Source organism: Petralouisia sp. (assembly GCF_056822245.1).
This window is the reverse complement of record NZ_JBQIOP010000013.1, coordinates 1-12565: the sequence shown is the minus strand read 5'-3', so window position 1 is coordinate 12565 and position 12565 is coordinate 1. Positions and strand designations below refer to the sequence as shown.

The following is a 12565-nucleotide window of genomic DNA, read 5'->3' as shown; positions in this document are numbered from 1 at the left end:
CCTGAAGAAATGTTCTCTTGCACCGTCATTCTTATACGGAATCGCCTGTTTTCTGTGAAATTCTAAAGATTACGAATTCAGCAGGCTTCACCGGTGCGATGCCGATGACGCAGACCAGCCTTCCGTTGTCAATATCATCCTGGCTCATAGTGTTTCTTCCGCAATTCACAAAAAACGCTTCCGACGGTGCAGATCCTGCAAGCGCCCCATTTCTCCAGAGCCCTGTCAGGAATACGTCAATGGTCCGTTTCACACGCACCCACAGAACCTCATCGTTGGGCTCAAATACCGCCCAATTGGTATTTGCTTTAATGCTCTCTTCAATAAAGATAAACAGCCTGCGCACATTGATGTATTTCCAGCTTGGATCGCTGCTGGCTGTACGCGCGCCCCAGACACGGATGCCCTGCCCCGGGAAAGAGCGGATCAGGTTCACTCCCTTGGGATTCAAGATATCCTGCTCGCCTTTGTTAAACTGGCAGTCTAACCCTACGCAGGCCCTTACTGTCTCGTTGGCGGGCGCTTTATGCACTCCTCTTGAAGTATCGCTGCGGGCATAAATTCCAATCACAGAACCGGACGGCGGAATCGCCATATTCTTTTTATCCAGCGGATCAAACACCTCCAGCCATGGATGGTACATTGCAGCATAATTGCTGTCCACAATATCCCTGTGAGCAATGATGTCGTCCATCTTTCTGGCGTCTCTCGGCATATCCAGCACTGCAAACCGGCTGGCAAGATTCTCACAGTGGGCTACCAGCATTAATTGTACGTTGGGATCCACTACCCCGGGAACTGCCATAATGGAAACGCTGTCGTTATCCAAAAATGCCTGAATGCCCGTTCTCTTTCCTGCTCCCTTATCCACGCCGATAAAATCTGCCGCGCTGATATTGGAAACAGAACCGTTGCTGCCGCCCTTTAAAGCAATGACGGAGAACGCCTTCTCCGGGTCTGCCCCTGCAATTTCGTCAAAAGGAGCTACAACTTCGCTGGTTGGTTTTCCCACATACTCTGCAATAATCAAATCAGATTTTGCAGTTTTCTTCTCAATATAATTGGGAATCGCTACATTGAAGGACAAATTCTCATAAAATTCCACAATATCGTCAAATTTTACTTCCAGATTGAATTCGCAGGTGGAGATTACCTTTGACGGAAGCAGATTCTTGTCCACAACATCCTGTTCAAACTCTTTTTCAAAAACAATAATATTGTCCTGGCTTCTGACTACCCGATTGTATACCACATTGGTCATGTCCTTGTATACAACCACATCTCCTTCATGGAAGCCTGCCGAACTTTTGACGGAATACTGTTTTCCGTCGGCGGTTTCAAGCTCTTCTAAAATCTGCGTCTTAGCCTTGCTTGCCGGGGTCACCACAATACTCATGCTGTTGCCCCATAAGCCCGGATTCTTCGCTTTCAGGCGAAGCACCGTATCCTGAGCCGGAACTCTTGCCTGGGCAGGTTTCGCGTCCCCCGGCGCCACGCGGGAGATAAAACAGCGGGAACCGCCGTTTACAAAAAAGTGCTCTACCGCATAAGCTAAAAACCGGTATTCTCCGTACTCATTCTCAGAAAGATATCCGCCGAATTTCCTCTTAAAATCTGCAAAATTGGTAACAAGCTGCGGAACTCCCTCCGCCGGGCCTCTCTCGGCAAGTCCGATAAATCCGGCTGTACTCGTACCAACGCCTTCCATTGGCTTTCCGCCTGAATCAAATTCCTCTACATATACGCCTGGTGATAAATATTCAGCCATAATCTTCCAGCACCAGCAGCCTCCGCCGCTAATGCCGGCTACCTCCTTTCCTTTTAAAAACTGCACTCTACAACAACATAACAGTTCTGTTGTCTGATGTTTTAAATTATAAACTCTCCCACTGAACAAAATTCTAAACAAATTTACTTTTTCTCTGAAGTATTGACACAAATTGTACCCTAAAAAATGCAATCGGTGAAAAAACCCCTGCAATTTTTGTGATTTGCGGTATGATAGACAAATAAAATATTATCCTGGTACTCCAGCGAACAATCTATATTTCGATACACAGCAACTGCCGGATCCAAATATAAAACGTCCGCTGTGGTATTAGAATGCGCGCAAAAGGACACAGCAACATGAGGAATGAAAACAGCAAAATCCAGATACCAACCCTAAACAAAATCTATACAGAGCGGACGACAGACGCCCTGCTCTCCTCTTCAGAAGCAGGCATTATTATATTGAATGCCGGGGCCGGTTACGGGAAAACCCAGGCCCTGGCCCACTACGTGCGCAGTTTTTCCGGGAAAAGCGCCTGGTACAGCATCAGCGAAACGGATAATGACCTGATGTCCTTTATCCAGAACTTCACGAAATCTGTTCAGTATGCCCTTGGGAGTCCTAACGGGGATTTCACCGTTTCCGCGTCTCTTCTGGAAAACATCGACATTGTAATGGAACAGCTTGTGGTCTGGCTGGACGAGAGAATTGACTTTCTGAACATCATTTTCGATGATTTTCAGGAAATCTCCAACCCTGACATTTTCAACCTGCTGGATATTTTAATAGAAACCATGGAACCTAAAATCCGTTTTTTTCTTGTGGAAAAACGCGCCCTTCCCAGCTATTTTGACAAATATATCCAAAGCGGGCAGGCTGCCTGCCTGGGCATGGAAGAACTGAAATTCACACAGGAAGAAATTGCTTCCCTGCTGGATCCTTCCAACAGCAGCCGCTTTCACTGGGCAAAACTGATCTATGATTTTACGGAAGGATGGCCGGTAGGCATTGCGCAGATCATGCTGCAGTTACGGCAGCAGAAAAAGGCCGTTACCTCAGACACGATACAAAATATTTGCGAAAAATTAGAGATTTCCGATTATTTTATGACGAGGGTATACCGGAAGCTGCCCTTTGACATTCAGACTTTTCTGAAAAAGACTGCCGTTCTGGACTATATGACCCCTTCCATCTGCAATAAAATCGCGGGAATCCATAACTCAGACAGCCTGCTCCACTATCTGGTGAATGAAATGCTCTTTGTCCAGGCTCTTGGAGACGGCAGCAATTTATACCGCTATCATTCCATTTTCCAGCGGTTTCTGTTATCCCAGACGCCCCTGGAAGAACAGCAGGAAACCCTTCGGGCCGCCGCTTATTTCCTGCTGAAAACAGGCGACAGGATCCAGGCTGCCGAATACGCCTGCCGGGGCAGCGCGGCAGATATTGTCCAGGCTGTGCTGGAAGTTTCCGGCGATTCCATGTTAGAAGAACGGCTTTACGGAACCATGGAGCGCTGGTTTGTATTTCTTGAAACCAGCCGCTGTGAACTGGCCCCGAAAGCCAGATTCATTTACGGCAAATATTTAATGGCATTAGGCCGCGCAGACCAGTCCCTCCGGCAGATAGAACAGGCCGGAAAAGCTTTTTACGAAGAAGGCAGGCTGAAGGATTACAAAAAGGTCCTTCTTTTTTTGGCAGCGGTAAAACGCCGCTCCGGCGACCTTCAGGTTTCCGGTTCATATTTAAAACAGGCAGGCGAATATCCCGGACATATCTGGAATGAGACGGCCAAAGCCATCTGCACTGAGCAGGTAAAGTTAAAATGCTGCCTTCATCAGCTGGAGGACGCCTTCGCCTTTCTTACAGAACAAATCAAAAAAGGAGCCCAGTTTCAGCCAGGCAGCTTTCTTGCCGCCGCCTGGCAGATCCTTCCCCAACTGGTTTCAAAGCCAGTTCAGGATCCCGAGCCCTGCGATATGCAGGCGGAAGGGGATTCAGGGCCGGTTTTTTCCGCAGAAAGCCCGGGAACAGAAACTGTCGCAGAGGGATTCCTTCTCAGAAACTGCATCCTTGCAGAACAGATGAAGTCCTATTACCTGTCCGGGGATTATCCCGCCGCCGGACAGGCCGCAAAAAGAATGATTCAGCATTCAGAATATGAAACGCTGCAAACGGCCATCGCCTGGGAAATGCTGGCTGTTTTATCCTGGGAGAGCGGAAATTACCGCAAAGCCATTGAACAATCCCGGACCGGCAATTGCTTTTTACAGAAAAACTGCATATGGAATCCCGGATTCACTCCAAAGCATCAGCAGATTTTAATTGAAATCCAGTCCTTTCACCGAAATACCGTGGATACCCGCAGCCTGATTCCCGTAAAAACAAAACAGGAAGCCCCGGGCCCAAAGGAATCCGGGAAAATCAAAATTCAGTGCATGGGCTGTTTTTCAGTATTTCTTCCTGCTTCTCCAAACCAGGAAATGAAATGGAGAACCAAAAAAGCCCGGGAATTGTTTGCCTACTTATTCCATCTTCAGGGCAGCAGCGTTTCCAGAGAAGTGCTGGTGGAATTATTGTGGCCGGAAGCAGGCATCAAGAGCGCAATTGCACTGTTTCATACCACCCTCTACAGCATCCGGCAGTCTTTTTCCCAGGAAGGCCTTGAGGATCTGATCTGCTATGAGAAAAAGAAATATTCCCTGAATATACAGCTTGTGGAATCTGATTTATCAGAATTAGCTGCCTATTTCAAAGATGAAACTGCAGCCGCGGGCAATCCGGAAAGAATCTTCTCTCTTTATCCCGGAAGCTACATGGGAAACAGCGGCTATCTGTGGTCCTACACAACTGCAAAAGAGCTGGAGAACCAATACCTGAAGGCGCTCCGTTCAGGCGCTGCCGTGCGGGTCTCCCAAAAGCAGCCAAACGCAGCCATACCTTTTTTTCAGAGGATGCAGGAAGCAGATCCCTATAATGAAGAAATCCTGACCCGGCTGATTGGGTGTCTGTATAAAAGCGGCAGGCAATCCGAAGCAAAACAGCAATATGACCGGATGCTGAAACTGTATCAGGAAGATTTGGAACTGGATTTTAAGAAAACTTTCAAAGAGATTGTGGCCCAGGAGGAACTATGAAGAACTGCCAAAATTACAGGGAATTTTTAGACGATATATTGATATGGGGAGATTGCGCCTGCGGGCTTTGCCCCTCCAATGGCTTCCCGCAGCCTGCGGCATCCGATCACAGTCAGCCTTTTTTTAACGGCGGCAATCCGGATAACCCTGGCAGCCTGCCGTTTACGGATTCCAATGACAGAAATCCCGGAAAAACCTTTTCTGCTTTGTTAAAAAAAGCTGCTGCAAGCGTTGATCAGGGTATCTTTTCTCCTTTTCTCTACCTGGCGCTCACCGCCCGCTTAGAGCGGCAGGAACTGCTGCTGTTAGCGGCGGCACTGTATACGGGGCTAAAGGGGGAAAGCCTTACTTCTGATATCTGGCAGCTTTTTCTGGCTAAAGAAAGAAGCAATTTCCTAAATAGCGGCGAAAGTGTTTCTTTCCTGCAGGAACTGTTCTGCCAGTCCGCCCCCGTGATCTATGAACGGGAATGGGATGAAACTGCATGCGGCCTCCGGCTTAGAATTGTTCCCCGGATTTTCCTATTTCTGAAAGGGATCCTGACAGAACCAATCCATATCCCCGGCCTTACCTGGTACTTCCAGAAAGAAGATTTTGCCGGCACCCCTTCCGATGACACCGGCAAATCCGGCGCAGGCGGCCAAACAACCCTGCCTTACCTGGGAGAATCCATCCGTCTCTGGGAAAGAATTGCCTCCTGCCTTGCTGAGATTCCCGGCCAGAAGCTGGTATATCTGAACGGCCCTGAGGGAAGCGGGCGGAAATTGAATTACGCCTACCTGGCCGCAAGCTTTGAGCAAAATCTTGCCGTGATATCTTTGGAACAATTGGAGTCCCAGGCCCAGCTTCGGGACATTCAGGCAGAATGCCTCCTGAACCATGCCATGCTTGCCATTGAACTGCCGGCTTATGAGACAGACCTTTGCCCCCTTCTGAGCCGGCTTCAGGAAGAAGAGACAATTTTCCTGCTGGGAGAGAAACCAAACCTTGTGAAAAACAATATTTTCCGCCGGCAATACCTCCCCTTTTCCATCCGGCCCCAGGATGTACAAAGGGACAAAGAACTGTACCGGCAGCTCACCCTTGCCTACCAGTGGGAGCAAGACAGGGTGCGCACCGATTTTCTCAGCCGCTACAATTTCCTGCCCGGCAGAACCCGGGAAATTCTGGAGCTTGCCAAGTCCTATTCCCTGGCCGCAGGAACCGGCCGGATTACCGGCGAACATTTAAAACAAGCGGTTCTGGGCGTATCCTCCCATTCCCTGGATCAGTATGCAAAAAAAATACGCAGTATTTACCAGATGAAGGATCTGATCCTTCCGGAGCTGCCCAAACAAAAATTATTTCATGTCATTAACCGCATCCGCAACCGGAAACTTGTCTATGAAGAATGGGGATTTCTGGAAAAGTCAGCTTACGGCAACGGCGTATCCATGATTTTTGCCGGCCCTCCGGGCACCGGCAAAACAATGGCGGCCCAGGTTATGGCCGGGGAACTGGGCATGGAGCTCTACCGGGCAGAACTGCCTGCCGTTGTAGACAAATATATCGGGGAGACAGAGAAGAAGCTGAACCGCATATTCGGGGAGGCAGAAAAAACCATGGCTATCCTCTTCTTTGACGAAGCCGACGTTTTGTTTTCCAAGCGTACGGAAATTAAAGAATCCAATGACAAATACAGCAATATGGAGATTGCCTTTTTACTTCAGAAAATGGAAGAATACGAAGGCATCAGTATTCTGGCAACCAATTACCTGCAGAACTTTGACGGCGCATTCCGGCGCAGGGTCAGCGATATCATAGACTTTCCTCTTCCCGACGCCTCCCTGCGCCGGCAAATGTGGCAGTCTATGATTCCTTCCAGGCTGCCAGTATCAGAAGAAGTTGATTTCCGCTTTCTGGGAGAACAATTTGAAGTGTCAGGCAGCGCCATCAAAAATTCTCTGATTTACGCCGGATTTCTTGCTGCTGAAGCAGCGGAACCGCTTCTGACCATGGAACGGATCTTAAAAGGGCTCAGCCACGAGCTGGAAAAAAGCGGAAAAAAACTCAGCCGAAAGGAATATGGAGAATATGGGCACTTATTTTAGCGAACCTCAAAAAAAACAGCGCTGGGAATCAGGACAGGCGATCCTTCACCGGGAATCCAGCGAACCCCAAAAGACAAAACACCGGCGGATGCCCGGAGAAACAAAAAAATCAGAACCGGAAACCATAAAAAATTCTTACGGAAAACTGAACTATCTGCATCAGGAGAAAAAACGTAAACAGCAGACGCATGGATTTTCACTGGAAGCTTTGGAAGCCCCCGGCACTCCTCTCCACACGGAAAAAGAAAAGCATCTTAATCCTGCTTCCATGAAAAAAATAAAAAAGGACGGCAGGCAGACGCTGTTTGCCTCTGAAGTCCCCCTGCGCAGCCAGGCGCTCTTCTACGATATGACAGACAGTACAAAAAGCGTCCGTTTCCTGAAATATATGAAACACCTGCTGAACACCCAGGGCCACCAAACCCTGCAGGACGCCTTCGGCTTCCTGGATCAGGAATCCGAACAACAGGAACTGAAATTTTTAAAAAATACATCCGAAGAACTGTCTCTGGAAGAATCCCGGAAGAAAAACCAGCGTATAGACACCCTTAACAGCCGGCTGCAGCGAAAGCAATCCAAAGAACGCCAGCTCTGCAAAGACCTGCAGCTGCTGTTGGATCAGCGCGCCGAAGAAGAACGGGCCGGCGGGCGTTCCCAGTCAAAAGCAGCAATAGCAGTACCGGAAGGCAAAGAAAAAAAACGGGACGAACACTTCCCAAAAAGACATTTTTATTCCGCCTCAGAAGATACCGCCGCTTCTTCAGAGATACCGCCTGCTGAACCTGAGACACCGCCGGAAGAACAAAATCCCCAATAAATCCGTGACCGTTCACGGCATTCTGAACTTTCTGAAAATTCAAAATACAGCGTAACTACTGCCTTTCATTTCTACGGCCGAATTTCTTCTTTTTCTGCTGGTGGGCCGCGATCCGTATATATAACGGTTCCGGCAGAAACCGGCCCAGAGTTACTGCTGATTTTACGGAAAGTTTTGGAACAATTACTGTTTTTCCCCGCTTCATCTGCTGATATCCATAACGGGCGCACCAGGCGGGACTGATCCCTTTTAAGGCAAATTCCACCTCTGCAACTTCATTAAATTCCGTATTCACCGGACCGGGGCAGAGACACCCGACATAAACAGGACTCCCTTCATACCGAAGTTCCTCCGCAATGGCCCGGGTCAGGCTGGTCACGTATGATTTTGTAGCATAATATGTCGCCATATAAGGCCCGGCAGGCATCAGCCCTGCACAGGAAGCCACATTTAAAATAGAGCCGTAGTTCTGGCGTTCCATCTTCTTTAATACCAGTTTTGTGAGAAGGTGCACAGCCCGGACATTGACGGAAATCATATCCAGTTCTTTTTCCAGTTCCCCTTCTTTAAACGTGCCGCAATGGCCGAAGCCTGCGTTATTAATCCAGACTGCCACCGGCAGCTCCGCTACAGACTGATAGAGGCGGTAACAATCCTCCTCTTTGGTAAGATCGGCCTCCACAATCCGGCATTCTGTTTTTAAGTGTTTTGCCATTTTACGCAAACGGTCTCCTCTTCTGGCAGTAAGCGCCAGGGCATACCCCTCTTTTGCCAGTATTTTTGCAAATTCTTTTCCGATTCCAGAGCTTGCCCCTGTAATTACCGCATATTTTTTCATTTTACCACTGATTCCTTTCTCCTGTCTTTCAGTACTTCACACCAAGTCAAACCTTTTTATTAAATACTGACAATTCTTCATGATCCTCCATATTAAAAAACCGCTGCCTGTCATTATGGGGGAAGAGAAGCTCCATATAAAGACTGCCCAACAGTTCCTTCACCTCTTCTGCGTTAACCTCCTCCACCGGCAGCCGTTTTAGCTCCATCTGTTTTAGATTCGAAAGCACCGCTTCAATCTGCTGTTTGTCCGTGGGCGGTTTTTCAAACATCGGCAGCGGCTCGGGAAGCTGTTTCGGCTCCTGGGTTTCAGGCTGCAGAATCTCCTTGGTCTCCGGTATTTTATATACAATATTTCTGCAGGTTTTCTCAAAACACTCCGGATCATATTTGGATAAATACTTCAAATCCTCCATGGTCAGCGTGCGCTTGTTGTGTATTTTGATATAAATATTTACAAGACGTGTATCCTTACCCATAATATCCTCCCTCCTCTTCTGCCGTGAATAAAGCCTCAATGCCGCAGAATTTCTATTTCCAGTATAATTCTCCTGTCTGGCCTTTGTCAATATTTACATACTGACAAAGCTGTAGTACAATAAAAAAACATACAATACAAGGAGATGATACCATTGTTTACCACAAATCATACTTTTCTGGAAATTATGGATACCGGGCCTGTCCGGCGGGCCATCGGAAATCTGTTTCCCTCCAACTGGACTGCCTGCATTCCGCCGGAGCACAGTCGGTATACCATGGAGCAGATTCAGCAGGAAGATCGAACGGAATGGGGCGCGGTTTTTCCTGCAGAGGACTTTGTAAGCGCTGTAAATCTGCTGCTGACAGAAACCATCCAGAACCATCGTTTTCTATTTATCCCTCTCTGGCGGCCGGCGCCGGATGACAATACCTGGATTCCGGACGCAGACCTGGATACCACTGAAGGCGTGTGGCTGTTTACCGGCAATCCTGCCCTGGAGCAGCAGGCGTTTGCCCATACTGCCGAGCCATCCTCCATTCCTCCCTACCCTTCTGAGGCAGTTCCTTCAAACACCCACAGAAAGAGCCGCCGGCCTGCTGTCATAATCTGTCCCGGCGGAGGGTACCAGACACATTCCACCTACCGGGAGGGGATTCAGCTGGCTCAGCGGATGGAACGGGACGGAGGGTATAAAGCTTTTATACTTCATTACCGTCTGTGCCCCAACAGTTATCCGCTGCCCCAAATGGATCTGGCTTTGGCAATCATGCATGTGCGGGCCCATGCAGAGCTTTACGACATCGATCCGGATCGTGTCTTTGCAGTAGGCGCGTCTGCCGGCGGCCATCTGTGCGCAAGCCAGGCATTATACCCTGAAGCTCTGAAAGAGCTTGTCCTGGAGGCTTTAATGGAAGCGTCGCCGGAAAACGGGCCTCTGGCTTCCCTCTTTCAAAAGGTGTCTGCCCGGCCGGACGGTCTCGGGCTTTTGTACCCGGTAATCAGCTTCCTGTCTGATTACCATGAAGGAAGCTGTATCAATATCACAAAAGGAGATCCCAAACTCCGGCAAATGCTTTCTGTGGAGCAGCATATCGGGCCGGACTATCCTTTGACCTATGCCTTCGCCAACGAGGACGATGACTGTGTCCCTGCAAGCAATACCGTCCGTCTGAAGGACGCTTTAGCCAGGGCAGGCATACCGCATTTATGCCAAATATTCCCCACCGGAAATCACGGAACAGGTCTTGGGTACGATCTTTCCTGCCGGAAATGGAGTGAAAATATGCTTGCATTTTTTGCCCCCTTTGCAAAGTAGCGCCCGGATGGAGCAACGTCTGCTTCCCTACAGAACCCATATCGTTTCTCTGCCATGCGCCGCTTTGATTTTGCCGAAACAGCTTCCAGGTGGAAACTGCACAGATTCTGTCCACCGGATAGCTGCATTTTCGGTACACAGGCGTACTGTAACAGGTAGCTGAGGATTCAAACAGAAAATAGGTGGAATCCCCGTCGCAGATCAATTCCTCCGCCATTGGCGGAAATCTGCAGGAAGAATAGGAATAATATACGTTTTTCCCTGTATAAATATCTTGATACACCTCATAGAAATAAACTCTGGAATCAAAATAGCGTCCTCTGGAAGTGGTAACTGCCAGATAAGTTTTTTCTCCCCGTTTTACAAAGGAGGCTCCGTTGGCAAATCCCGGTATGACAATTTCATCCTGTTTCTGCAGGGTAAAGCTGTGACCTGATTCGCCGTTCTCTTTCGGAACCCCAGTTTCTTTTTCCACCTGGAAACTCCGCAGCCACCCATTTCCGCTGATTCGGTTGGTATAAGTTCCCACCCACAGTTTATTATCGTGCCAGGTTACAAAAGAAGCGATCACACCGCAGGGCACGTTCTGATCATAGTTCAGAAGCTCCACGCTGCTTTTTCCTGAATCAACCGCTTCCCGGATTCTTTCATAAGAAATCACACTGCACTGCCTGTCGGTGCTTTTTGCGATCCAGACATTTGCGCCGTCAAATGCCACTCCGCCCACATGGTTGACGTCCGGCAGTATAATGGTGGTCAAAAGCCTGCGTTCCTTCGGGTTCTGATTTGACAATACATACAGCGCCGACGGATACATTTTTCTTCTGGTATTTTTCCCGGTAATTTCCCCGCTGTCATAGGCGGTGATCAGCATATAATCTCCGGCGATGCAAATTCCCTGGGGCACCATCTGCCCGCAGCTTTTCCCCAGTATATCTGTAGCTTTAAGGCCCGGCACCGGACTGGAATATTCAGACTGGTACAGGCTTCCGAAAAAACGGTAATGGCTTAAGGTATTCTGAAATTTCTTTTCATACCGGAACTCCATGCTGGTAAGCGCCGGCTCCGGTTCTTTTTCTATATTTTTCCAAAAAGAACGGGCCGCATGAAATCTTCCTGCTGTCAGGAGACACCACGCAGCCGCTGTCATATAAAATAGCACACGAAACTTAAAAAATAAACCCTTATTGTTTTGTTTTCTCATACACTTTCCGCCTTTGTCGTATTTTACCAATACTTTTGTCGTTATTTATAGTATAACCGATAAATTTACAGACATAATTAACAAAAAATGTATATTTTGTAAACTTTTTTTCATTTAATTTAACACATTCTGGCAATAAATGTCAGACAAACCATTTTGTTTGATTGCAGTCTCCGGCCACAGTATGGTATAATGAAAGAAAAATTTGTTAAGGAGAGATTCTTATGGGCGTAACAGACATGGATAAATTAGACGAAATGCAAGTAGACGTATTAACCGAAATAGGAAATATCGGCTCCGGCAATGCCGCAACTGCACTGGCAACTTTATTGAATACCTTTGTGGATATTGAAATTCCCAACATTCACCTCGTTGACTTTGAGGACGTTTCCCAATTTCTGGGCGGCCCCGACAAACTTGCCCTGGGCCTTACCATTACGCTGGACGGAGACATTGAGGGAATGATGCTGCAGATTATACAGAAAGAATTTGCCAAAAAGCTGATCAACACATTTTATGAAAAAGAAATCACTTCCCTTGACGACATTACTGAAATGGATTTATCCGTGGTACGGGAAATGGGCAATATCACCACTGCCGCTTACATCAACTCCATCGCCAAGATGACAAATACATTTATCAACATTACCCCGCCGGAGGATCATATTGATACGGTGGGAAACATTCTGTCCATTCCCACCCATAATTTCGATTCACTGGGCAGGAAGGTACTTTATATTGATGAGAGCTTCTGCATCTCCGGCACGCAGATTAAGGGCAGTATGATTCTGATTCTGGAATATTCTTCTATGAATACATTGTTTGAGAAATTGGGGCTTCCGGTTTAAGGGGCGGTCTTTCAATACGGAAGGTGGTCTTTCATACGGACGGAACTGCCGGATGGCCCTTTCCC

At 48.0% G+C, this 12565-nt stretch carries 8 protein-coding genes; 5 read left to right on the top strand and 3 right to left on the bottom strand.

Features of this window, described 5'->3' with window-relative positions; translation table 11 throughout:
• Positions 1-31 precede the first annotated feature (31 nt).
• The gene (locus ACTO17_RS06910; protein WP_482557393.1) at positions 32-1768 is read right to left on the bottom strand and encodes a phage tail sheath family protein; all 1737 of its coding nucleotides are present in this window, start codon (positions 1766-1768) and stop codon (positions 32-34) included.
• 359 nt (positions 1769-2127) lie between these two features.
• Here ACTO17_RS06910 and ACTO17_RS06905 point away from each other — a divergent pair, with 359 nt between their 5' ends.
• From ACTO17_RS06905 to ACTO17_RS06895, 3 genes are read left to right on the top strand one after another with little or no spacing between them, the layout of a single operon-like run.
• Positions 2128-4908: an AfsR/SARP family transcriptional regulator gene (locus tag ACTO17_RS06905; protein ID WP_482557392.1), complete on the top strand. Its 2781-nt coding sequence runs from the start codon at positions 2128-2130 to the stop codon at positions 4906-4908.
• On the top strand, positions 4905-6998 hold the full coding sequence (locus tag ACTO17_RS06900) for an ATP-binding protein (protein ID WP_482557391.1): 2094 nt from the start codon (positions 4905-4907) through the stop codon (positions 6996-6998). Before ACTO17_RS06905 ends, ACTO17_RS06900 begins: the two co-directional genes overlap by 4 nt.
• Positions 6982-7815 carry a hypothetical protein gene (locus ACTO17_RS06895; protein ID WP_482557390.1) on the top strand — a complete coding sequence of 278 codons (834 nt, stop codon included), beginning with the start codon at positions 6982-6984 and terminating at the stop codon, positions 7813-7815. Before ACTO17_RS06900 ends, ACTO17_RS06895 begins: the two co-directional genes overlap by 17 nt.
• A gap of 55 nt (positions 7816-7870) precedes the next feature.
• Here the strand turns inward: ACTO17_RS06895 and ACTO17_RS06890 are convergent, their stop codons facing one another.
• Positions 7871-8653: an SDR family NAD(P)-dependent oxidoreductase gene (locus ACTO17_RS06890; RefSeq protein ID WP_482557389.1), complete on the bottom strand. Its 783-nt coding sequence runs from the start codon at positions 8651-8653 to the stop codon at positions 7871-7873.
• 46 nt (positions 8654-8699) lie between these two features.
• A complete protein-coding gene (locus tag ACTO17_RS06885) occupies positions 8700-9131 on the bottom strand; it encodes a hypothetical protein (RefSeq protein WP_172537331.1) in 432 nt (143 codons plus the stop codon).
• 153 nt (positions 9132-9284) lie between these two features.
• Here ACTO17_RS06885 and ACTO17_RS06880 point away from each other — a divergent pair, with 153 nt between their 5' ends.
• Complete coding sequence (locus ACTO17_RS06880) at positions 9285-10448, top strand: alpha/beta hydrolase (RefSeq protein WP_482557388.1); 1164 nt, start codon at positions 9285-9287, stop codon at positions 10446-10448.
• Positions 10449-11876: 1428 nt separating this feature from the next.
• A complete protein-coding gene (locus ACTO17_RS06875) occupies positions 11877-12500 on the top strand; it encodes a chemotaxis protein CheC (protein ID WP_172537333.1) in 624 nt (207 codons plus the stop codon).
• Positions 12501-12565 lie beyond the last annotated feature (65 nt).